This is a genomic window from Bradyrhizobium sp. Kon56, assembly GCF_055807635.1.
In genome coordinates, this window is the sequence record NZ_JBVVOU010000009.1 from 177,735 (window position 1) to 198,458 (window position 20,724).

At 64.9% G+C, this 20,724-nt stretch carries 23 protein-coding genes and 1 tRNA gene; 12 read left to right on the top strand and 12 right to left on the bottom strand.

Features of this window, described 5'->3' with window-relative positions; all coding sequences use genetic code 11:
- Positions 1–18: 18 nt before the first annotated feature.
- Both AC0L3B_RS17200 and AC0L3B_RS17205 read right to left on the bottom strand, forming a co-directional pair.
- On the bottom strand, positions 19–726 hold the full coding sequence (locus tag AC0L3B_RS17200) for a flagellar hook assembly protein FlgD (protein ID WP_018453889.1): 708 nt from the start codon (positions 724–726) through the stop codon (positions 19–21).
- Between the two features lie 13 nt (positions 727–739).
- Positions 740–2,380, bottom strand: coding sequence for a flagellar hook-length control protein FliK (locus tag AC0L3B_RS17205; protein ID WP_247294083.1), 1,641 nt, complete (start codon positions 2,378–2,380; stop codon positions 740–742).
- A 347-nt stretch (positions 2,381–2,727) separates the two neighbouring features.
- Here AC0L3B_RS17205 and mnmA point away from each other — a divergent pair, with 347 nt between their 5' ends.
- From mnmA to AC0L3B_RS17235, 6 genes are all read left to right on the top strand, one after another.
- Positions 2,728–3,909 (top strand): tRNA 2-thiouridine(34) synthase MnmA, encoded by a 1,182-nt coding sequence (gene mnmA, locus AC0L3B_RS17210; protein ID WP_027570436.1) that lies wholly within the window; start codon positions 2,728–2,730, stop codon positions 3,907–3,909.
- Between the two features lie 78 nt (positions 3,910–3,987).
- A complete protein-coding gene (locus AC0L3B_RS17215; protein WP_018453892.1) occupies positions 3,988–4,626 on the top strand; it encodes a class I SAM-dependent methyltransferase in 639 nt (212 codons plus the stop codon).
- Between the two features lie 44 nt (positions 4,627–4,670).
- Positions 4,671–5,027, top strand: a complete 357-nt coding sequence (locus AC0L3B_RS17220; RefSeq protein WP_473380768.1) for a hypothetical protein — start codon at positions 4,671–4,673, stop codon at positions 5,025–5,027.
- Between the two features lie 352 nt (positions 5,028–5,379).
- Positions 5,380–5,456: transfer RNA gene (locus AC0L3B_RS17225), tRNA-Met, on the top strand.
- A 150-nt stretch (positions 5,457–5,606) separates the two neighbouring features.
- The gene (locus tag AC0L3B_RS17230; protein WP_473380769.1) at positions 5,607–6,446 is read left to right on the top strand and encodes a metallophosphoesterase; all 840 of its coding nucleotides are present in this window, start codon (positions 5,607–5,609) and stop codon (positions 6,444–6,446) included.
- A gap of 403 nt (positions 6,447–6,849) precedes the next feature.
- Positions 6,850–7,170: a hypothetical protein gene (locus AC0L3B_RS17235; protein WP_473380770.1), complete on the top strand. Its 321-nt coding sequence runs from the start codon at positions 6,850–6,852 to the stop codon at positions 7,168–7,170.
- Positions 7,171–7,198: 28 nt separating this feature from the next.
- Here AC0L3B_RS17235 and AC0L3B_RS17240 read toward each other — a convergent pair whose 3' ends face one another.
- The 8 genes from AC0L3B_RS17240 to AC0L3B_RS17275 all read right to left on the bottom strand — a co-directional run bounded on the left by AC0L3B_RS17240 (position 7,199) and on the right by AC0L3B_RS17275 (position 11,408).
- Entirely contained in the window at positions 7,199–7,390 is a 192-nt protein-coding gene (locus AC0L3B_RS17240; protein ID WP_473380771.1) for a hypothetical protein, read from the bottom strand.
- The gene (locus AC0L3B_RS17245) at positions 7,390–7,617 is read right to left on the bottom strand and encodes a hypothetical protein (RefSeq protein ID WP_473380772.1); all 228 of its coding nucleotides are present in this window, start codon (positions 7,615–7,617) and stop codon (positions 7,390–7,392) included. The genes AC0L3B_RS17240 and AC0L3B_RS17245 overlap by 1 nt, the downstream gene beginning before the upstream one ends.
- Positions 7,617–7,934 carry a hypothetical protein gene (locus tag AC0L3B_RS17250; RefSeq protein ID WP_473380773.1) on the bottom strand — a complete coding sequence of 106 codons (318 nt, stop codon included), beginning with the start codon at positions 7,932–7,934 and terminating at the stop codon, positions 7,617–7,619. The genes AC0L3B_RS17245 and AC0L3B_RS17250 overlap by 1 nt, the downstream gene beginning before the upstream one ends.
- Positions 7,927–8,166, bottom strand: a complete 240-nt coding sequence (locus AC0L3B_RS17255) for a hypothetical protein (RefSeq protein ID WP_473380774.1) — start codon at positions 8,164–8,166, stop codon at positions 7,927–7,929. Before AC0L3B_RS17255 ends, AC0L3B_RS17250 begins: the two co-directional genes overlap by 8 nt.
- Positions 8,167–8,862: 696 nt before the next feature.
- Positions 8,863–9,126: a hypothetical protein gene (locus tag AC0L3B_RS17260; RefSeq protein ID WP_473380775.1), complete on the bottom strand. Its 264-nt coding sequence runs from the start codon at positions 9,124–9,126 to the stop codon at positions 8,863–8,865.
- Positions 9,123–9,440, bottom strand: a complete 318-nt coding sequence (locus tag AC0L3B_RS17265; RefSeq protein WP_473380776.1) for a DUF6634 family protein — start codon at positions 9,438–9,440, stop codon at positions 9,123–9,125. The genes AC0L3B_RS17260 and AC0L3B_RS17265 overlap by 4 nt, the downstream gene beginning before the upstream one ends.
- Position 9,441: 1 nt before the next feature.
- Complete coding sequence (locus tag AC0L3B_RS17270) at positions 9,442–11,280, bottom strand: AAA family ATPase (protein WP_473380777.1); 1,839 nt, start codon at positions 11,278–11,280, stop codon at positions 9,442–9,444.
- On the bottom strand, positions 11,277–11,408 hold the full coding sequence (locus AC0L3B_RS17275) for a hypothetical protein (protein ID WP_256375626.1): 132 nt from the start codon (positions 11,406–11,408) through the stop codon (positions 11,277–11,279). The genes AC0L3B_RS17270 and AC0L3B_RS17275 overlap by 4 nt, the downstream gene beginning before the upstream one ends.
- Positions 11,409–11,481: 73 nt before the next feature.
- Here AC0L3B_RS17275 and AC0L3B_RS17280 point away from each other — a divergent pair, with 73 nt between their 5' ends.
- The 3 genes from AC0L3B_RS17280 (at position 11,482) to AC0L3B_RS17290 (ending at position 15,246) form a co-directional block, all read left to right on the top strand.
- Entirely contained in the window at positions 11,482–11,865 is a 384-nt protein-coding gene (locus AC0L3B_RS17280; protein ID WP_473351304.1) for a hypothetical protein, read from the top strand.
- Positions 11,866–12,130: 265 nt separating this feature from the next.
- Positions 12,131–14,518, top strand: a complete 2,388-nt coding sequence (locus AC0L3B_RS17285) for a hypothetical protein (RefSeq protein ID WP_473380778.1) — start codon at positions 12,131–12,133, stop codon at positions 14,516–14,518.
- A gap of 257 nt (positions 14,519–14,775) precedes the next feature.
- A complete protein-coding gene (locus AC0L3B_RS17290) occupies positions 14,776–15,246 on the top strand; it encodes a hypothetical protein (protein WP_473351302.1) in 471 nt (156 codons plus the stop codon).
- 309 nt (positions 15,247–15,555) lie between these two features.
- On the opposite strand, the gene AC0L3B_RS17295 is transcribed toward AC0L3B_RS17290, so the two are convergent.
- On the bottom strand, positions 15,556–15,702 hold the full coding sequence (locus AC0L3B_RS17295) for a hypothetical protein (protein ID WP_473380779.1): 147 nt from the start codon (positions 15,700–15,702) through the stop codon (positions 15,556–15,558).
- 161 nt (positions 15,703–15,863) lie between these two features.
- Here AC0L3B_RS17295 and AC0L3B_RS17300 point away from each other — a divergent pair, with 161 nt between their 5' ends.
- On the top strand, positions 15,864–16,181 hold the full coding sequence (locus tag AC0L3B_RS17300; RefSeq protein WP_473380780.1) for a hypothetical protein: 318 nt from the start codon (positions 15,864–15,866) through the stop codon (positions 16,179–16,181).
- A 501-nt stretch (positions 16,182–16,682) separates the two neighbouring features.
- Positions 16,683–17,462, top strand: coding sequence for a hypothetical protein (locus AC0L3B_RS17305; RefSeq protein ID WP_473380781.1), 780 nt, complete (start codon positions 16,683–16,685; stop codon positions 17,460–17,462).
- A 697-nt stretch (positions 17,463–18,159) separates the two neighbouring features.
- Here AC0L3B_RS17305 and gcvA read toward each other — a convergent pair.
- Positions 18,160–19,053 carry a transcriptional regulator GcvA gene (gene gcvA / locus AC0L3B_RS17310; RefSeq protein ID WP_473380782.1) on the bottom strand — a complete coding sequence of 298 codons (894 nt, stop codon included), beginning with the start codon at positions 19,051–19,053 and terminating at the stop codon, positions 18,160–18,162.
- 102 nt (positions 19,054–19,155) lie between these two features.
- Between gcvA and AC0L3B_RS17315 the strand changes: the two genes are divergently transcribed.
- The gene (locus AC0L3B_RS17315) at positions 19,156–20,583 is read left to right on the top strand and encodes an MATE family efflux transporter (protein ID WP_473298681.1); all 1,428 of its coding nucleotides are present in this window, start codon (positions 19,156–19,158) and stop codon (positions 20,581–20,583) included.
- Positions 20,584–20,724 lie beyond the last annotated feature (141 nt).

Below are 20,724 nucleotides of genomic sequence, written 5' to 3' on the forward strand. Positions count from 1 at the left end.
TCCAGGGGCATTCCGCCTTTAATTGCTGGCCGTCGCGATGATGCTCTTGACCTGGCTCAGCGTGTAGCTGGCGCCGTCGATGGTCAGCAGCGGCGGCGACTGGGTCAGGTCGACGGATGACACCGTGCCCTGCACCTGTGCAGCGATGCCGACATTGTTGTTGGCGACATCCTTGCCCGTGGCCGAGATCGTGTACTTGCCGTCGGGCCATTGCGTGCCGTCATTGCCCTGGCCGTTCCAGGTGAACGGAACGTCGGTGCCGGCGCCGGCGGTGTATTTGCCGGTGAACACGGTCTGGCCGCTGGCATTGGCGATGGTGATGTCGACCGTGGCGTCGCTCGGCACGTTGAGATGCCAGGTCGCCGACGAATTCGTCATGGTCCCGGTGGTGCCGTCGACCAGGGCGGTCTTGCCGACGAAGCCCAGCGCCTGGGTCGCCTGCGTGGTCTGCTGCAGGGTGACGAGCTGGGACAGCGAGTCGTTGGTCTTGAGCTGCTGCTCGACCCCGGCGAACTGCACCAGCTGCTGGGTGAACTGGTTGGTGTCGAGCGGATCGAGCGGGTTCTGGTTCTGCAGCTGCGTCGTCAGCAGCGTCAGGAAGGTCTGGAAGTTGCCGGCGAGCGTCGCGCCGGTGGTCGAGCCCAGGCTTGGGTTCGACGAGGATTTCGGCAGGTCGGTCGTGCCCGAGACGACGGACGGGGCGGTGGCGGCATTCGTGGTGGTCATGATCGAATACTCCTCACACTCTGATGTCGACGCCGCTGCTCGATCCGAGCATGCGGCCGTAGCTGCGCCCGACCGGGGCCGCGGGAACTGCGTCCTCGTCGCTGACGATCAGCCGGCGGGCATTGCCGCCATTGTCGTTGTTCTGGCCGGAGTTCTGGCCCGATGAATTCTGGTCGCGCAGACTGAAGGACAGCCCGTTGCTGCCGGTCTTCAGGCCGGCATCGTCGAGCGCGCGCTGCAATTGCGGCGCGTCCTGCCGCAGCATCTGCAGCGTCTCCGGCTTCTCGACGGTGAGATGCGAGGTGACCTGTCCGTTGCGGTCGACATTGATGCGGACGTCGATGCGGCCGAGGTCGAGCGGATCGAGGCTGATGTCGAACCGGGTCTTGCCCGCGCGTGCGGCGGCGGCAATTTCGATCGGCACGCCTGTGATCGGAATGGCCGTATTGGTGGCTGCGGTCGCCGTGAGCGTCGCGGTCGATGCGGTCGCGGCCGAAGTCGTATTGGTCAGCGACGCCTGCACGGCCGAGGCCGCCTGCGCGCCGGTGTCGGTGGTGGAGACAGCGGCCTGCGTGCCCGCATGGGCATGCGGTGCTGCCGTCGCCGGTGCCGCATCGGCGGTGCGGTCGGAAGTCCCAGCCTTGGCGTCGGTCGCGTTCGCGTCGATCGGCGGCTTGTCGGCGTGCGGATGCGCCGCGTTGGCGGACGCTGCCGTCGCCGAGGTCTGCGCGGCGTTGGCCTTGCCGGTGTCCTGGCCGATATTGGAGACGTCGCTGGCGCCTTGCGCAGTGACTGCGGCCTTGAACGAGGTTTTTGGCGTGCCCTGGTCGACGGCGGCGATCAGGCCGCCATTGGTCTTGGCATCGGCCGCGGTCGAATCGGTGGTCCCGGTCGCGGCATCGGCCAGCACCGCCGAGGTGTCGGCATCGACCTTGGCGCTTGCGGTCTTGGCGCTCTTGTCGCCCGGCGTCGCGGTATCGGTCTTGGTGCCGGCGATCTGCGCTGCGATGGATGCGCTGGCGGCGATGCCGGCGGCGGCAATCGTCAGCGGCGAGGCGGCGGCGCCGGCGACTTGGTTTGCAGCCGCGTTGGAATCGACCGGCACGGCGACCACGAGTGCATTCGGATCGGGTACGGCGGCCTGCGTCGCGTCGACTTGCGCGGCGGCGGCGGTATCGACGGCGGCGAGGCCATCGATGCCGCCGGCCTTGTCCGCATTGGTCTCGTCGGACTTGTCCGCAGATTTGTCGGCCGATTTGGCGTCGGACGCCTCCGGCTTGTCCTTGGACTTGCTATCAGCCTTGGCCGCATCAGCCGTCGAGTCGTTCTTGGCGTCGCTCTTGGCGTCGTTCTTGATGTCGTTTTTGGCGGGCGCGGAATTGTCGGCGTCGTCGCTGGCCTTGCTCTGCGAGGACTGGTCGGTCGCCGAGCGATCGCGCGGGCTCTTGTCCGAGGCGGAGGACGATGAATCGGGTCGGCGCGGGGAGTCCTGCACGGAGGACGCCGCGCTATCGCTGATCGCCTGGGTGTTGCTGTCCACCAGCGAGCCAAAGGAGTCGTTGGACGTGTCTTTCGGCGCTTGCGACCGGGCAAGCTTTTGCTGCGCGCTTGGGACTTGCACGCTTGCCACGACATCTGACGTACGACCGACCACAGGCAACCCCTTGGAAACATCTTCGCCATGAGAGGTAGCAAGGAGCGGGCCACCTCTGCGAAAAGCATTTTACGCAGTTAAATCAATGGCTTGATAACTTGACCTCGCCGCTGCGGGGCCTCCGAAGCCCCGCCATTTCTGCCTCCCCGGCAAGAATTGCCGCAAACCTTGGGGGGTCCGTGATTGCTTCACCGGAAGGCCGCCTATATTAAAGAGACAGCTCTCAACCGCTTTCGACCGGGCAGGCCGCGCCCTTCGGGAACTCTCGGTTCCCGGGGATTGCCTTTGTCCCGCCGGAAGCACCCAGCGGATCGCCCAACACCGCCGTCCACAACGCTTTAAGGCCCATGCTCAACAGTCTGGATCTCGAAGGCCGTCCTGAGGATACCAGGGTCGTCGTTGCCATGTCAGGCGGCGTCGATTCATCAACGACGGCTGCGCTTTTGAAGGCGGAAGGCTACGACGTTGTCGGCATCACGCTGCAGCTCTACGACCATGGCGCGGCGACCCATCGCAAGGGCGCCTGCTGCGCCGGCCAGGACATTCATGACGCCCGCGACGTCGCGGCCAAGCTCGGCATTCCCCATTACGTGCTCGACTACGAGGACCGCTTTCGCGAATCCGTCATCGACAATTTCGCCGACAGCTACGCGCTCGGCGAGACGCCGGTGCCGTGCATCGAGTGCAACCGCTCGGTCAAGTTCCGCGACCTCTTGAAGACCGCGCGCGAACTCGGCGCCACCGCGCTCGCCACCGGTCATTACGTCGCCTCGCGCCGCCGCGCCGACGGCTCGCGCGCGCTGGTGTGTGCCGCCGACGCCGATCGCGACCAGAGCTACTTCCTGTTCGCGACCACGCAGGAGCAGCTCGATTATCTGCGCTTTCCGCTCGGCGACATGACCAAGCCCGAGACGCGCGAGCTGGCGCGGCGCTTCGGTCTTGCCGTCGCCGACAAGCACGACAGCCAGGACATCTGCTTCGTGCCGACCGGGCGCTACACCGACATCATCACCCGCCTGCGGCCGAACGCGATGGACCCCGGCGACATCGTCGATCTCGACGGCCGCGTGCTCGGCCGGCACAACGGCATCGCCAATTTCACCATCGGCCAGCGCCGCGGCCTCGGCATCGCAGCCGCCGCGCCGCTGTTCGTGGTGCGGCTGGAGGCCGCCAACCGCCGCGTCGTCGTCGGCCCGCGCGAGGCGCTGAAGATGCACCGCATCGTGTTGCGCGACGTCAACTGGATCGGCGATGGCGACATCGACCGCGCCATCGGCAATGGCCTCGAAATGTTCGTGCGCGTGCGCTCGACCCGCGCGCCCCAGCCGGCGTGGCTGCGCGGCGCGAACGGCCATTACGAGGTCGAGCTCGTCGCCGGCGAAGAGGGCGTTTCGCCGGGACAGGCCTGCGTGTTCTACGACGCACCTGGCGGCCAGGCCCGCGTGCTCGGCGGCGGCTTCATTCAAAGCGCCGCCGCGAAGGCCGCAAGCAGCACGACGAGGCCGCTCGCAGAAGCGGTCCGCGGCTAAGCGCATGATCCGGAAAAGTGTGCAGCGGTTTTCCGAACAGATCATGCGCAAAATAAGAATCTAGGCAGGGCAGGGGGCATGGCAGCAGACATCTCGCGGGCCGGGGTCGAGAAGGCCTATGGCCGCTGGGCGCCGGTCTATGATCTCGTGTTCGGCAAGGTGTTCGACGCCGGCCGGCAGTCGACCATCGCCGAGGCCGATCGCATCGGCGGCCGCATCCTCGACGTCGGCGTCGGCACCGGGCTGTCGCTCTCCGACTATGCGCGCACCACGAAGATTTGCGGGGTCGACATCTCCGAGCCGATGCTGCGCAAGGCGCAATCGCGCGTGCGCGCGATGCGCTTGAGCAATGTCGAAGTACTCTCGGTGATGGACGCGAAGAACCTCGCCTTCCCCGAAAACTTCTTCGACGCGGTGGTCGCACAATACGTCATCACCGCGGTGCCCGATCCCGAAGGCACGCTCGACGAGTTCATGCGCGTCTTGAAGCCCGGCGGCGAGCTGATCCTGGTCAACCACATCGGGGCCGAAAAAGGTTTGCGCAAACTCTCCGAGCTCGCGTTTGCGCCGCTCGCCCGCCGCCTCGGCTGGCGCCCGGAATTTCCATGGCAGCGCCTGGTCGACTGGGCCGCAAAACACGGCGGCGTTACGCTTGCCGAGCGCCGCCCGATGCCCCCGATGGGCCACTTTTCGCTGATCCGCTACCTCAAATCGTGATCGGGGGTGCGGAACACGCGGGCTGACCCGCGCGTTTCCCTCCCATGCGCACGACATCAAACATCATTCTGGCCAGCCTCCTGATCGCCGCCTCCGGCAGCGCGATCGCGCAGGCTCCGCCCGCCCCGGCGACGCCGCCGCAAGCGACCGCGCCGCCATCCCCGCAGCACGCGACCAATTGCACGCCGCAGGATCGCCCGAACCGCTCGGCCGACGGCACCACCACCGGCCAGTCCCGGGAACCGCTCGGCGACAAATTGGCAAAATCGGACGGCGTGCTCTGCCCGCCCTCCGGCGTAGATCCCGAGATGCACGCCCCGGCGCCCAGCACGAACGGCGCCATGCCCGTCATCCCGCCCCCCGGCAGCCCCAGCGGCGACCCGACGGTGCGGCCGAAATAGCTCGTCGCGCCGAAGCCTTGGCGTAGGCGGAGCCTGTTCCGCATCCCAATCTCGTCGTCATGCCCGGGCTCGTCCCGGGCATCCACGTTTTTGTGGCCGCCCGCAAAGGTCGTGGATGGCCGGGAAAAGGTCGTGGACGGCCGGGACAAGCCCGGCCATGACGAATCTGGCCCGAGATTCGGCCCCAAAACACACCCATCCATTCCTGTCCGCGGACTTGTCGCGCCGTCGCCTTGGCGAAGGCGGAAGCTTTAGCCAAAGCGGAAGCAAACTCGGATTGACAGCCCGCCGCCCCCTTCCTTATATGCCGCGCGTTCGCGAGGTCGGCTTGTTTCGGCCCTCGCGACCCTGTGGCGGGGTAGCTCAGCTGGTTAGAGCACGGGAATCATAATCCTGGGGTCGGGGGTTCGAGTCCCTCTCCCGCTACCAACCTTTCCATGAAAGAAATCAAAGACTTGCGCCTCGTTCGCCAACGCCTTTTTGTTGGGCGGCAAGGGGCGAAAACAGCTCTTGTACCCGCTTTTGTACCCAAGATTTCGAATCCTTGCCTCTTGCCGACCGCGGCGCGACCGTCCCGGCATGAAAATCTTCATCGCATCCGACCTGCACGGCGAGGTCTGGTCGCACGGCTACAACGTCCCCGAAGGACTCGATTTCGACGTCGCGGTGTTCGCCGGCGACGTCCACAACGCCTACCGGGCGGTGAGCTGGCTGACCAACCAGCGCGCGCTGTGGGGCAAAGAGGTGCTATTCGTCGCCGGCAACCACGAGTATTACGGATCCATCCTGGAAGACGCCGCGGCCATGATCCGCGACCGGGCGCGCCGGACCAACGTCAGGTTTTTGGATGCGACCGAAGTGCCGGTGGTCGACGGCGTCCGCTTCCTCGGCTGCACGCTGTGGACCGACTACCGCTTCGATGCCGAGAGTCAGGCGCACGGCCTCCACGCCGGACGCTACATGAACGACCACAAATTCATCCGGACCTCGGACGGCGCCGAATTCCCCAAGCCGTTCACGCCGGTCGAGGCCTACAAGCGCCACCTATCCGAGCGGCGCTGGCTCACCGACCGCCTCTCCGAGGAGCACGACGGCCCGACCGTGTGCATCACGCACCACGCCCCGCACCCCGGGTCGCTGCACCCGCGCTACGCCGACGCCGAGGCGATGAACGCCTCCTTCATCAGCGACCTCTCCGACGTGATCGCCGAGTACCGGCCGACGCTCTGGATCCACGGTCACGTCCACGACAATCACGATTACGCCGTGGGCGGCGACGGCGTCGTGGGCGGCGCCGGTGGCGACGGGACTCGCATAGTCTGCAATCCGGCTGGTTATGCCTGGGAGCCGAATACCGGCTTCATTCCCGACTTGGTCGTCGAGATCCCGGAGTGGTCGCCGCGCCCGCGCTTCCGTTAGTCCTTGCGCTTCGGCACCCGCCGGCCGCGCAGGAATCCATGGCTCGCCTTCGCATAGACGTCGGCGAGCTCCTGCTCGAGCGCGGTGTTCATCACGATCAGCGCGCGCACGGCGTCGATCGATCGCCGCCGCAGGCCTCGATGGCCTGGCGGACGTCAGCCTCCAGCTCGGCAGCTTCGTCGACGGCGGGTTGCTGCTCGGCGGGGTCGGCCATCGAAGGATTCCCAGGGTAAGGAAAGGGTGACAAAACGGCGTTTCTGCCATGTTTTTCTTACATCGGTTGACAGTGAAATTATCTTGTTCTCTATACGTTCTCAGGTCAACAAGCATCTAGGCTGACGGCAAAAGCCTTGTGGAATGCGCCTTTCCTCGCTTTCGAGCATGCATTTCGGCGGAGGGATTTATGGCTGGAAGACGGGCTGCAGACTGGCGCTTCCCGACGCCGAAGCAGCAGCGCGTGGAGGAGACCGCTCGCCGCCTGGCCGAGCTGCAGCGGCGCCGCGCCGGAGTCACCGACGACGACGCCTGGTGGTCGAGCGTGCTGGCGGATCCGCGCGCAACGACGACGCGGCCGCGCGCCGATCGCACGCTCGCCGAGATCAGGTCCGAGGAGCTGCGCGTCGAATGCCTGAAGTGCTTCCGGGTCGTCACGCTCTCGCGACGGAGGCTCTGCAGAGCTACGATCCCGGATCAATATGGAAGGCCGTCGCCGTGCGGCTCCTAGCCGACGGCTGCATGCACCGGACAGGGCGTCACGAGGAGGACGGCTGCTGGCCTGACTTGCGGTGATAGACAGCCAGGATCACGCCCTTCCATTCGTTCACGACGCGGGCTCTATACGACTTCAGCCACTTCGTTTGCACGCCGACGCAAGACGGGATGCGGTGTCCCGGTCCGATCCAGAGGGCGAAGGTTTCGTTCGGGTTGGAGTAACGGTCCGACATCACGCGTTCTCCTTCGCTGCCATCAACCCAGCCGGCGTCGAGCCCACGATGTCCGGCTCCTCGGTCCAGCACAGGCCTCTGCCTTCGAGCGTCAGCAGCGCGTAGCCGGGATCGACGCCGGCGATCTCCGGCACGACGTCGGTGGCGTGGAATCCAGCGCCATCGGGCGAGCGCTCGGCGACGAAGCGCAGGAGCTGGCGCCGATACCTGGTGAGGCGACTGGGCATCAGCGCAGCGCCGCGAGGATCGCGAGGTCGGTGGCAAGGCGTACCTCTTTGACGTCATCGACCCTCTTCCGCCAGATGGGTTGCTCCGCGCGGGATGGGGAGAACACGCCGACTACGACGCCGTTGCCGGGGAAGTAGAGGCCGAAAGCGCGATTCTCGCCAGGGCGCTGCCAGTGCAGCACGATATTTCCGTCGCCGGGGTCCACCAGGATCTCCGGATTGATGGCGAAGGTCAGACCTTCGGTGACGCGCTCGAAGTCCAAGATGGCGGTCGCGCTGGCGCCGAGTGCTTCGAGGTCCGCTCTGTGCTCAGACATCACATCGCCTCTCATTGAAGCGCCATTCCGACAGCAGCGTGTATCCGACGGACTCACCCATGGTGAGAGTGGGCCCCTCGTACGTAAACATGTCCAGCATGCGCTTCCTGGATTCGATGATCGCCTTCCTGCGCTCGATAACGTCGTCGACCGTGCACGTCACGGCGTCGATCTCCGGCGCGGGCGGCGGCGTCATCGAGCTGCTGTCGAACAGGCGGGGGTCGGCGGGCATCAGGAAGCCTTATCGAAGATGAAGTCGCATAGATCGGGTTCGATCACGATGGAGTCGATGCGGGAGACCTCGGCGTCGCGGGACGCCCCGTCCGCGAACGACCACCTGATGCCGCATCCCTGCCCGATGATGGAGAAGACGATGAGTGTGCCTCTGGCTTCTGCGTCCTGTTCAGCCTCAGGTCTGTTGCGATCTTGCCGGGGGTATACGACGCGCAGAGACCGAGATTGACCGGACTGTTGACGCCGTAGTCCTTGTGCGCCGGCTGCGAGCACGCGATGAACTTCATTCCTGCCTCCATTTTGAATCGCGGGCGCCGTCCCCATACGGCAGACAGCGCCCGCGAGCGTGGCGGCGCTCTACCTGACTGAGCTACATGCCGACACCCGGGGATATTTCACCCCGGGCCGCCATGGTTCGATTCGAACGAACGACCTCCGCCTCGATGAGGAGCATCCGCGACGCCCCGGCGAAACGGAAGCGCCTCGTGAACTGATCGCGAAAAATTTGCTGAGAGCGCCGAGCGAAGTGCGCGACTTATGGGAAGCTAAGCCGCGTTTGGTATCCTACGGAGCCGACCACTGCGCCTCGGTGAGCACGCTGACGCGCGCGCCGCCGAGCTGGCTTCCGACTCCGATCTTAGTGCCGCGCCGGCTGTCGTTACGCTATATCGTAATTCTAGGGCCAAATTCCGCTTTAACGGAGCCACCAAAAGCCGTCCTCGCACAACGCCCAGCGGAGGTCGGCGTCGATCCAGAGGATCACATCCGTCCGGACCACGCCATTGCGGGTCTCCAGGCTTCCGATAATCACCGCTTCGGCTCGCGAGAACGAGGGCGCGAAGCTCCAATCGCAGATCCAGCGCTGCCTGATCCGCATGTCGATCTCGTCGCCGCGAGGCTGCCATCCGGTCTGCAGGCGCTCCAGCAGGCGCGCCACTTGCTCTTCGTCGCCGCTCATAGGTCGACCCCGTCGATCGGAATCTCGGTGCCCTCCGGCTCGCCGAGCTTCCAGAGCCGGTTTTGGGACCGCGCCCACCGACCCTTGCGGTCGAGCCAGACGATCGGGGACGTCGTGGCCTCCCGTCCGTCGACTAGGTACGGATGCCCTGTCGCGACGCCGAGGAGCGTCATCTCGTACGATTGCGGGCCGCGCGCGATACTCGCGGCCCATTTCTCGAGCCTTGGCGCGACAGCCAGCACATCGGCCGGCGGCTCCTCGCCGCGCAGGTAGCTCTCGACGTCGTTCCGCAGCAGCTTCTCGTCCAAGGACATATCAATGCCTCCTTGCGCACATGTCGCGCGCCTCCAGCGTCGCGCCGACCAGGCGCTGCAGCTTCCTCATGCTGAACCGCTCGCGGGCCCAGGCCCGGCCGATGATCTCCAGCTCGTCCGCGGCGAGCGGTTCGTCGTGCGCGCGGGCATCGTCCTCGGCCGCGAGGTCGCGCATCACCAGCGCCGCCAGCCGCGGCAGGTGCGCCAGCGTGGGCGCCGGGATCTTGATGGCCCGGAATCGGTCGCGCAGTTGCGAGGGCAGGCGCTCGACCGAGTTGGCCGTTGCCAGGTGGATCACGTGGGACAGGTCGAGTTCGGCGTCGATGCCGCTCTCCCGGTGCCTCCGCGCCGTCTCGCGCTCCAGGAGCGGAGTCATCGCGCTCCAGAGATTGCCGTTGTGCGTGGATTCGCTGGCCTTCTCGATCTCGTCGACAAGGACAATCGGGTTCGCGGTCAGCGACGCCAACACGGCGCGCGCGGGCACGCTGGGATGCGCGCTCGTCCAGCCCTTCGGTGTGCCTCCATACATGCCATCGAAAGCGCTCGCCGCGTCGAATCTCCTGAGGTACATCTGCGACGAAATCAGCTCGGCCAACCGCCTGATCAGGCGCGTTTTCCCGGTGCCCGGCTGCGACAACAACAAGGTCGGCTTGATCCGCGCCGGATCGCCACTGCGCAGGTCCTGCGTCAGCATCGCCACCTCACGCCACGCGTGCGGATACTCATCCTGCAGGCGCTCGCGCACCTCCGCGGCGTCCCGGCACACCACGAGCGGCAGCGGCTCGTCCCGGAGATCCTTCCACGCCTGCGGCAGCCCTTTTTCCTCGGCGCGGCCCTTCGGCATCACGACGACGGTCGGCGCGACCGGATCCAGACAGGGCTCTGTCGACTCGGGCTGTTCGTCGGCCTCCTCTTGCGTGCGGTGACGGTCATAGATCTCGACCTTGTCCGCGAGCCGGGCGGTGATCGCGAAAATCGAGTCCTTGTGGTCGTCCCACTTTCCGGCGGCGGCCTCCCACCACAGGTGCAGGCGGGCGCGCAGGAGGTTTTCCTCCGCCGGGTTCGTGATGACGGAGCGGTGTCGCAGCGACCAGGCGAGCTGGGGCAGCACGGCGTTGAACGTGTCCGGACGGCGCGGGTCGCACAGCAGCATCTGCCAGGCCAACGCCAGATCTCCGCAGTAGTCGCGACCTTCACCGAACAGCGACTCGACGTGCGCCTTGATGAGATCTGCCTGCTTCTTGCGATCGTCGTGAGGCGGCGGCGGTCTGACGTCGGTGTCGTGTCCCGCTTGCCGCGCGGTCTCCTTCGCCAACCACGCGAACGCGTCGTCCCACCGGTCGCACGCGAGCAGCTCAACGCAGGGCGGCATCGCCGGGACGACACGGTTCTGCTCGTCGCGGCGGGCGAGCATATACTGGCGCTCGCCGCGCCAATACTTTTCGGCGAGCTGGAAAAAGTCGTCGCCGCCGGTCACCTTGCCGTGGGCAACCGCATCCCAGACGCGCAGGCGCGCGAGAGCCTCCACGACGTCGCCTTCGGTGCTGGAGATCAGCGCGGTGGCGTCGGCCACGACGGCCTGGACCATGGCGCGAGCGTCCGTGGGCCGCAGGGCGAGGAGCTTCCACGCCATCGCGAGGACAGCATCCTTTTCGCTCACGACCTCGGCAACGCAGGACAGGGCCTCGGGGCTCACGTCGCGCAAACTTCGGTCGCGCAGCAGATTGAGCTCGTAGCCGCGCGCCTCGGTCCGGTCGACGACCATTTTGGTCGCCACGGGCCAGCGCGGCATGCAGATCACCGAGGCCAGCCAGGGGAGCGTTTCGTCGACATCGATCATCGCTTGTCCTCCTGCGCTGGCAGCTGCGGCGGCGCGCTCTCGGCGCGGTCTTCCCCGACCAGGCGCAGCAGCTCCGCGAGCTCGGCGGCGCTCGGGCTGGACGAATCCTTGGGGGCGGCGTATGTCATCTGTACCGAGTTGCCATCATTGGTCGCCGTTTGTCGGACAACTTTCGACGAAAATCAAAGGGTTAGCGAGAACATGGTTAAGGATTCGAAAAAGAAGGCTGCGATATCCGAAGACGGCGACGAGACCCGGTCCGAACGGATTGCCATGCGCATGCACCCCGACTTGGTCCGGATCCTCGACAAGCGCGCCGATGAGAAAAATCTGTCCCGCTCGGCCTACATCGAGAGCATCCTGATCGGATGGGTAAGAGCGGACCCGAGGAATCCAAGGGTCGATCCACGTGGAAAACTTGTGGAGGGCGTACCGTCGCCGAAGGAATATCTGGTCCAAAACGCCTTGGGATACGCCAATCGATGGCAGTCCTTCAACCAAGCCTACAGGGTCCTGTTCGGCACCGCCGCGCCGGACGACTGGGAAAAGAACCCGACCGACTACTGGATGGGCGACGGCAACTGACATTTCGAATCTCGGATTGTCCGTCCGAATTCCGCGAGCGGAATCAACGAATGCGCCTCCGGGGATCGCCGCCCGTTGCCATCATGTCTGCCACCATTGACCCGTCGGCGACATTTCGAATCTCGAATTGTCAGGATTCGAATCTAGAAATTGTCGAAGCGACCGGGGCCTTGGAACCCGGGCGGGTCCTACGGAATCGTCGCCGGATGGTCGACTTATCGTTGGAGGATTGCGGAAGTCGGTCTATAGTGTCTGCTGGATCGACATGCAGAGCCACCAGGACAGCACCCAAGGATTCGCGCCCGCGCCGCACATTGTGCGCGGTGGCGCTTGCACGCTGCCGACCTGGTCGGAGCCGAAGCCTGCCCTAGACGTGTGCAAGCGGCTGGAAAACCGGTTTGCCGGAATGGCCGATGCCGCACCGTCACACGACAAATACCCGCTGCCGGCAACGACGCCGCTCTTCGTCCACCAGCCGCGCATCACCCTGATGCGGAACGGCGTGCCGGAGCGCGTCACCGGACCGGTGGAGCCCGTCGCGCCGCGCGTCACGCCTGAGACCGCCCTCGGCTGGGGCAAATGGCTGGAGGACCGCGCCGTTCACGCCCAGCATCTCGCCGCCACGGCGGAGAGCAATGCTGAGAAGGCGCGGTCCGTACGGGCCTATTTCGAGCGGCGCCGCCAGCCGAAGGTCGACGAGGAGAACGCTCGCTACGCGAGGGCTTGCGATCGCGCCCACAAAGCGAAGCGCCCGATCCCGACCCGCGAGGACTATGAGGGGGAGCGCATCCTCCGGGGCTACGAGCGCGCGTGCCGGAAAGCGGTCCGGAAAGGCCTCGCCGCGCCGGACATAGAACTCTACCGCAAAAACTGGCGGAAGCCATCACCGGACTGGGAGCTGTGGATCCGGGACCCGGAGCTGGTCGCCAATATGGTCGCCGCACGCCATACCGGCCGCAACCGCCGCCGCCTGGAGCGTTTCGAGCACCATGATGGACACCTCTGCGCAGACCGGCGCACGGCGGCCTTCATCGAGGAATTCCAAAAGAACGGCAGGCCCACGAAAGCCCTGCGCACGGCCTTGCGGATACTGTCGTTCGAGCTGTTCTCGTCCTCGCTGCCGAAGGCAGGCGATATCGTCACCGGGCGGGACAAGACGTCTGAGAGCACGTCCTTGTTTATCGGTCTCGGCCCGATGGATGCGCGCGACCGCGAGTATATCAAGTGGAGCGCGGTCCGCCGGTGTGGCTTCGTTGTCGACCTCGACGGCTGGTGGCCGAGCGAGCTCGCTCTCTGGATCGCTCTGCGGCGCCTCCTGCCGCCGGAGCTCATGCCGAACCTGATCTCCTACCGCGGCGCCGAGGGCAAGGGCGGCGTCGAAAATACTCACCTGATCTGGCTTCTGCCGCCAGGCTCGCGCGTGATCCCGGGCAAGGGCAAGAACAAGGCCGCGCAGTTCAATCTGCACAAGATGATACAGAAGGGCATCGTCTCGCTCCTGATCGATCTCGGCGCCGACCCCAACCACCACAATGTCGATAAGCTCAAGAATCCGCTGACGCCGAAATGGTCGGTAGTCGTCTGCGACGACCACTTCGCCACGATGTCGGAGTGGAAGCGGCTCCTGCCGACGATCACGCCGGATCTCCGCGAGATGCGCCGGCGCGCGAAAGTGCTCAAGGCCGCGCGTCTCGGAAAGGTCGAGGTCGAGCTCTCGTCGGCGATGTGGCACGACGGCGTTGCGGCGCGCAGGATCGTCATCAGGGCGGCACAGCGCCGCAAGGACCCGAAATTCTTGGCGGCGCGCCGGAAGCAGGAGGATTTCGTCGACTGGCTGTACCACCCGGTCTCGGGCGCGGTGACCCAGCGCATGCTGAAGTTGCACGTCGACGGGAAGGCGCTCCGCGGAATCCTCGCCGCACAGCGCCAGTTCGTCGTCGATCTGGGCATCATTCCAGACGCGAGCGGCGAGTTCTGCGACCGGGGACGCGATCGCGCTTCGAACGAGTATGCCGAGAAGGGCTACAAGCCGGAGACCGCCGAGGAGCGCGAGGCGATCGAGATCGCTCGCAAGTCGAGGGCCGGAACGATCTCGCGCGCGAACGAGAGGGCCATCAACTGTGGCCTCATCGCCGAGGAAATCGAACGACGGATGGCGCTGGGCCGCACCATCGAGGAGGTCATCGAGGCCAAGGCCGACGTGCTCAGGACGCTCGTCGCCTCAGGAAACGTCAGCCGGCCAACGGCTTATCGCCGGTTCGATGAGGTCGCGGCAATTGTCTCAGAAGCTGCAAGATATCAAGCTATGCGTTCTTCGGCTCAATCCGACACTCCGCATCAACCCGATCCTGCCCCCGCCGTCAGCCCGGTGACGGATGCTCCGGCCCCGGTCCAGAACGTCGTTCGCCTCCGTCGTGTCGTCGTCCAGCGCCCCGAGGGCATGCCGGAGTCGGAATTCCGGTCATGTCAGCGAGCCTCGGGCACGCTCGATCGGTGGAAACGTGCGGTGGAATCCTGGCGTGACGGCTGTCGGCGGCGAGCTGCGATCGATGACGACGAAGGCGAAGGACTCGATTTCTCCTCGCCAGTCGACCTGTCATTCGTTCGTCGGCGGCGTCTCGGGGCGTTCGTGCCGACGAGGCGAGCCGCCTGATCGGTCCATGCCTGCCGGCGCGCAGCCATCCACGGCAATCCGGCCAAATCCCTAAAATCTTCTCACCTCGATGTCTGCCGAGCGCCGCAGGCTGGCGTCATCGATGGCGCAGCACGCCATGGGCTCGAACGCGCAGCCTGCGGCGCAGTCGTCGCAGGGCCTCCGGCCCCATGCTCTCCGCTTGGGCTTTGCCGTAGCGCCGAATAAGAATCCGAGAACCGCAGGCCTGCCAGCCGGCTGACAAGTGAGAGGCAACCATGACGAAACAGAGCAGGCTCACCCCGGAGGTCGTCGACCAGATCAAGGCCATGGACGACGTGCGCCAGACCATGTTTTTCCGTGACCCGTGCAGGCCGAATGCCCGGTTTGTCAAAACCAGTCGCCGGGTGACACCAGAGGAACGCAAGGCCAAGGGTCGTCTCCGGACGGCGAGATGGCGCAGCTCGATGGACCAGCGCAAAGCGCCGACGGCAGAGCAGGTGGGCTTGGCGATGGTAGTAGCGTTGACGACCATGCCGCACGTCGGTCACCTCAGCGAGCAAGACGTCAACATCGTCAGAAAGGCGTTCTCGTACCTGACCGCCAACGGATTCTCGGTCGAGGAGGCCAAGTCGACGTTGCGCCGCCTGCGCATCAGGCTCGTCGACCCGCTAGACAGACAGGGTGAAGGGAGCGAGACCTGCGGCCCGCCGATCCGGCCGGACGCGTGGGGAGAGGCGCTGTTCTAGATCGAATGGCCGTAGTCGCACGGCCGTTGACCTTCGCCGTGACGAGGTCGACCATGATCACTCTCAGGCAGCCGGAAGCCCCGGCGAACTGGGTTGACAAACTGGGCCCGGGAGACCTGGCCTTTTTGTCGGCGCGACCGGAAGCGTGTTGACCTTCGCCGGGGCCGGCGCGATGTACCTTTGCTCAAGCCTGTCGATCCAACTCGCTTGGCGAACGGAAGCCCCGCAGCACTCACCCGGTGAGACTCCCTGCGGGCTTCTCGCGTTTCAGGTGCAGCGCCGTGACCAGTCACATCTGCTGTAGTTTAATTAATGGCGGGCTGGCTCCCTGCAGCGCATGACGCAGGACAAGAGCCAGCTCTGACCGTCGCCGAACGCCAGCGCGCCTGCCGCGCTCGCAAGCGCGAGCGTGGTCAGCCGGTGGTCCCGGCCTTCGACGCGGCGCTGCGCGAGCATGTCCTCGCCCTCTACCAGGACGGCCAGCTCGCGATCGAAATTCCGGACCTCGTAGCGGCCGTCGTTGCGCGCCTCGCGGTTGACGGCGTCCCATCCGAGCGCGGATCCAGGGACACGGCGCGCGCGCTGATGGCGAAGCCAAGCGGACGACGGAGGCCCCAGTGCTGCAGTTTGACCAGAACCGGATGAACGCCAACCTGCGCGGCATCGCCTCCGCGACCGAGAGCGCTTGCGGCCGCACCGTCAAGTCGATGGCCCTGAAGAACAAGGACCGGACGCTCGAGGCGCTGGCGAAGTACGCTTCCGGCGCCAGCTCGGCGAGGGCAACGTCGCCGTCGCAGGGCGAACGCCAGCAGATGCACGCGCTGGCCCACAAGTATCGGAAGCAGATCGGCCGCATCGGCGCGCCGTTCAAGCCCGAGCCCATCTGGAGCGGCAACCGGCCAACCGGAAACCTGCTGCACGAGGATATCGCGTGATGGCGGTCGCGTACCTGCTGTTCGCGCGGGCCGTCCTGTTCGCCTGGTCGTGAGTCGAGCCGTGACAGACGCCGAGCGCAAAGCACGTGAGACCATCGCCATGCTGTACCGGGCGACGCCGCGAGAGCGTGCGCGTGATCTCCTGATCGAGGAGAAGGGCGCACCAGCTCGGTTCCTACGTCTGCGGCATGGATGGCTCGCCGGCGACGCCCGCCGAAATGTACGCGCGACCCCTGCAGGGCGGATGTCTGCAGCGCCTCAGCGAGCGAATTCGCCAACCTAGCTGTCGTCGGCGGAAACGTGCCGTGGAGCGACCGCCCGGCCCGCACCACCGAGTTGGGCGGCGACGAGACGAGCGGAGCGTGAGGCCGGAATGAAAGTCGGACCTGCCATCATTGCCCCTCGGAGCATGGAACGCGGCTTAGCTTCACATGAGGCGCACGGCTGCGTGACGGTCACTTCGCGATCGATCAGCTACGATAGATCCGCGGCTTTCGCGCTATGCTGTTGACCTTCGCCGAACGCGAGGCGATCGTCATACAAGCCTGCGCTTCAAAGCGCGCCGAGGAGCAACGAGGAGGTTTTATGAAGGCGATTTTGATTGATCCGACAACCAAGGCGATCAGTGTCGTCGATGTGCGCTCGTTCAACTGGGCGACGAACATGTTTTTCGGCGAGAGGCCCGCGCCCGCCCTCAAGCTTCCGAGGAGCGAGATCCTGCTGGCTGCTAAATCGAGGGGAGGAGATGCCTTCGTCCTCGGAGGATCCCGGCCGATCGGCGGGCCTGGGCTGATCGTCGGTCGCAAGCTGGAAGAGGGCGAGCGCGCGCCTGTCCTTGTCGATCCAGATCAGGTCGCGCAGATGGTCCGCTGGACGTCCATCGAAGAGTCGGACACAGCAGAGGCCCGCACCTCGGTGCGTGCAATCGAGATCGACCCGGAGCGGCGCTCGATCGAAGAGTTTTCGATCGCTCCGACGATGCATGCCGTGCTGAGTCGGATGGGCGGCGAGATTAGACTCCAATTCCGCGCTCCGGGGGGAGATGTTGTGTTCGCCGCCGCAGATGCCGCGAGGAACCTTTCGGAGTGGCGGAAGGACGACGCTACGTTCACTGGTCGCTGCATCATCGTTGGCCATGGCTCACGCTCTAGACGCCTTGTCGACGTCGCAGCATCATTGACCAATTTGCGAGAGAGCGTCACGTTTCGAAGTTCAGCCGACAACAGTTGGACCAGCTATGAGTGCGCATCCGAAAGCTCGACAGCAGGGCGATCGGATTAGGCATAAAGATTCAGACAGCGATTGTGCGTCCATGCACCGAGGGCTCGCCACAAGCAGGAGCATACGGTTCTGGGAAGTGATTCCTTTTGCTCGCCGCAGCAAAGAAGCTTGGATCAGATTCGCAGCGCCTATCATGGCTAGAGCGAGAGTCCGTTCAGCATTCGGTTCGCAGGAGGGTCGCCTCCTTGCTGACGGCGTCGCGCCGGTGTGGACTGCGGATGAGCTGCACAGTGCGCGGAGGATGAAATCACCGCCTGCTTCACGGATGAGAGATCGGGTAGCCCGTCGACCACTGAAACGACCACTCTTTGACCAAGTTCTGATGCCCGGCTGCGTGAGCGAGGCCTTCAGCGAGGGTCGGGGCGCGTTGCGGTAAGAAACCGATGTAGCCAGACCCGCGGCCGGTGAGCGCGGGATTATCTACGCGAGCGCGACACCCGACGAGGGAGCCCGAAGAGTTTCCAATCAACCCGAAGCAAGAGGGCCCCTGTGGGAGCAAGGCCGATCTTGATAGGCGACAACTGAGGGCAGGTGGCGCAGAAAGTGGGAATCTCTCCCCCGATGCCCCCAATGCGCGAAAATCCGCGGAAAACAAGGATTCCTAAAAAGCCCGGCCGAGTTTTGTGACCACCGGTGTGTACCACCTGTTCGGCCGATTCGGCCGTCAATCTCGGCCGATTTGGAGGCGAATGCGGACCTAGTGCTGCAAGCCCAAGCCTTCCATGGCCTCCGTCAGCATCCAATCACGGAACGCCATCGCCGGCGCATTGCTCTCTAGCAACGGCGGATGAACGAGGAAGTGCGATAATGGCAGGCGGCAGTTATGGTCGGACAACCGGACCAATTTGCCGTTGAGCAGATCGGCGCGAGTGACCGAGCGGCGCGCGAGCGCAATTCCTTGCCCGTCGATCGCCGCCTCCATCAGCAGATTCGCATCGGCGAAGGAGTTGCCGACGATCTTCCGGTCGATCTGCACTCCGAGCGATTTGAACCAGGTCGACCAGGGGACGTTCGGATCGATTAACAACCGCTCATTCACGAATGCCGACGGGTCTCGCGTGAACTGCCCTCCGTTGTAGCGCGGGCTGCAGACCGGGAAGATCTCCTCGTCCATCAGCCGGATGGCGTGAAGCCCCTTCCAAGTTCCGGTGCCGAGACGTAACGCGATATCGACCTTGTCCGACTTGAAATTGGCGAGTTGCCGATCCGACTTCACGTTGACGTGGATGTGGGGGTAATGCTCGTTGAATCGGGGCAAGCGCGGCAACAGCCAGCGGGCCGCCATCACCGGTAGCAAGCTCACCGTGACTTCGGCATCCATGGGGGAAGATCTCAGCGAAGTGAGTGCCCCGGTTAGTTCGGCTAACGAGCGCGCAACTCGATCATAGAGACGTCGCCCGTCCGGCGTGGGTACCATTCGGTGCCCCATTCGCTCGAAAAGCTTGATCCCGACCCGCTCTTCGATCTGCCGAATCCTTTGGCTTACCGCTCCATGAGTGATGTGAAGTTCTTCAGCCGCTCTGGAATAGCTGCCATGACGAGCGGCGACTTCAAACACGCGCATGGCTTCGAGTGGCGGTAAACGGACCATTTTTAGATTGTTAGTTTTGCTAACAGAGCGTGTCAATTCATATGGTTGGGCCGCGTTCGGCGGCCGTGGTCATGTCGCTCTCTGCAACGAGAGGAAGTGATCGTGAACGGACCCGCGAATATCGCCGATTCAAAGCCGCACACGGCGCGCATGGCGCTGCGCGATGACCGACTTGACGCGCTGCTAGGCCATCCGGTCGCCTTGACGATCCTCCGCTTGGCGGTCCCGAATTCGACCGTGATGCTCGTCCAGGTGCTGATGGGACTTCTCGAGGTTTACTTCATCGCAAAGCTCGGGCTCGACGCTCTCGCCGGAGTGACGCTGGTCTTCCCGCTGCTCGCGCTTACCGTAGCGATCTCCCAGGGTGCGACAGGCGGTGGTATCGTCACTTCGGTGGCGCGGGCGCTAGGACGCGGCGAATTCGCCGAGGCAAGCTCCTACCCTTGGTACGCGATCGGGTTGGCGCTGCCGCTTGGATTGGCAACCACCGCATTCATGTATGGGCTGGGGCCCTTGATCTATCGTGCGATGGGCGGGCATGGCGCTTCGCTACAGATCTCCCTGCAATATTCGACGGTGGTCTTTGGCGGAGCGACGCTGATCTGGACATTCAACTTGCTGATGGCGGCGGTGCGCGGCACCGGAAACTTGCGACTGCCGGTCATTGTAGTGTGCTCAGGCGCAACGCTGCTGGTGCCGCTATCACCGCTTCTGATTTTCGGCGGCTTCGGCATTCCCGCGCTTGGCCCAATCGGCGGTGGCGTCGCACTGTTGATCAACTACGCTCTCGGAACACTTGCCTACGCAATCTACCTGTGGGGCCATATGGGCTTGTTGCGGCCTTCGCCAACCCCACCGCGCCTGGCGCTCGCGCCTGCCTTGACGATCCTCAAGATCGGCGGCGTCTCTGCCATCATCGCGGCGAGCACCAATGTAACGCTGACGCTTGTGACCGCTTACGTCGGCTCCCATGGTATCGCTGCTTTGGCAGGGTATGGCTCAGCCTCACGTCTAGAGTTCCTGCTTGTGCCGATCTCCTACGGTGTGGGCGGCCCGGTCGGCATGGTTGTCAGCGCCAGCCTTGGCGCCGGACTGATCGAGCGTGCGCGGCGCGCCGCCTGGACGGGCGCGGTTATAGGCGCTGCGGTGACCGCCACAATAGGACTCGTCGGTGCGCTGTTAGCGCGCCAATGGATCGGCCTTTTCAACGACGACCCCGCGACCATCCAGGCGGGCGTGCAGTACCTGCACGATGTCGGCCCCTTCTTTGGGTTCTTCGGTCTCGGCTTTGTGCTGTACTGTGTAGGCCAAGGCACCCGGCGGCTCGCGGCTTCGCTGCTCGGAGCTCTGACCCGCGCGCTGATCGCTGCTGCGGGCGGTTATCTGCTGCTACGCTGGAATGCGAGCCTCGACCTGAACTTTTTCGCAGTCTCTGCTGGGATGATGGCGTTCGGGTTGATACCGCTTTCTAGTCTGATGCAGCGCGTTGGCTTCGAAGCCGATGATATCTCCAGCAAGAGAACCAGATAGTCCGCCGGCAAGAACCGACCGGAGCCGCAATCACACTCGCCCCCGACACTCTTGGCTCCCTCATAGCTTCGACTGCATTTTTCCCGGAAGGTTAACATGCCTGAATCCCCAGCCGGCAAAACCGGCCTACGCTACCCCTTT

Bases quoted from the DNA above. Each gene is read 5' to 3' on its own strand.
- AC0L3B_RS17200 (WP_018453889.1), bottom strand. From the start codon at position 726: ATGACCACCACGAATGCCGCCACCGCCCCGTCCGTCGTCTCGGGCACG.
- mnmA (WP_027570436.1), top strand. From the start codon at position 2,728: ATGCTCAACAGTCTGGATCTCGAAGGCCGTCCTGAGGATACCAGGGTC.
- AC0L3B_RS17215 (WP_018453892.1), top strand. From the start codon at position 3,988: ATGGCAGCAGACATCTCGCGGGCCGGGGTCGAGAAGGCCTATGGCCGC.
- AC0L3B_RS17220 (WP_473380768.1), top strand. From the start codon at position 4,671: ATGCGCACGACATCAAACATCATTCTGGCCAGCCTCCTGATCGCCGCC.
- AC0L3B_RS17230 (WP_473380769.1), top strand. From the start codon at position 5,607: ATGAAAATCTTCATCGCATCCGACCTGCACGGCGAGGTCTGGTCGCAC.
- AC0L3B_RS17235 (WP_473380770.1), top strand. From the start codon at position 6,850: ATGGCTGGAAGACGGGCTGCAGACTGGCGCTTCCCGACGCCGAAGCAG.
- AC0L3B_RS17240 (WP_473380771.1), bottom strand. From the start codon at position 7,390: ATGTCGGACCGTTACTCCAACCCGAACGAAACCTTCGCCCTCTGGATC.
- AC0L3B_RS17245 (WP_473380772.1), bottom strand. From the start codon at position 7,617: ATGCCCAGTCGCCTCACCAGGTATCGGCGCCAGCTCCTGCGCTTCGTC.
- AC0L3B_RS17250 (WP_473380773.1), bottom strand. From the start codon at position 7,934: ATGTCTGAGCACAGAGCGGACCTCGAAGCACTCGGCGCCAGCGCGACC.
- AC0L3B_RS17255 (WP_473380774.1), bottom strand. From the start codon at position 8,166: ATGCCCGCCGACCCCCGCCTGTTCGACAGCAGCTCGATGACGCCGCCG.
- AC0L3B_RS17260 (WP_473380775.1), bottom strand. From the start codon at position 9,126: ATGAGCGGCGACGAAGAGCAAGTGGCGCGCCTGCTGGAGCGCCTGCAG.
- AC0L3B_RS17265 (WP_473380776.1), bottom strand. From the start codon at position 9,440: ATGTCCTTGGACGAGAAGCTGCTGCGGAACGACGTCGAGAGCTACCTG.
- AC0L3B_RS17270 (WP_473380777.1), bottom strand. From the start codon at position 11,280: ATGATCGATGTCGACGAAACGCTCCCCTGGCTGGCCTCGGTGATCTGC.
- AC0L3B_RS17275 (WP_256375626.1), bottom strand. From the start codon at position 11,408: ATGACATACGCCGCCCCCAAGGATTCGTCCAGCCCGAGCGCCGCCGAG.
- AC0L3B_RS17280 (WP_473351304.1), top strand. From the start codon at position 11,482: ATGGTTAAGGATTCGAAAAAGAAGGCTGCGATATCCGAAGACGGCGAC.
- AC0L3B_RS17285 (WP_473380778.1), top strand. From the start codon at position 12,131: ATGCAGAGCCACCAGGACAGCACCCAAGGATTCGCGCCCGCGCCGCAC.
- AC0L3B_RS17290 (WP_473351302.1), top strand. From the start codon at position 14,776: ATGACGAAACAGAGCAGGCTCACCCCGGAGGTCGTCGACCAGATCAAG.
- AC0L3B_RS17295 (WP_473380779.1), bottom strand. From the start codon at position 15,702: ATGCTCGCGCAGCGCCGCGTCGAAGGCCGGGACCACCGGCTGACCACG.
- AC0L3B_RS17305 (WP_473380781.1), top strand. From the start codon at position 16,683: ATGCTGTTGACCTTCGCCGAACGCGAGGCGATCGTCATACAAGCCTGC.
- gcvA (WP_473380782.1), bottom strand. From the start codon at position 19,053: ATGGTCCGTTTACCGCCACTCGAAGCCATGCGCGTGTTTGAAGTCGCC.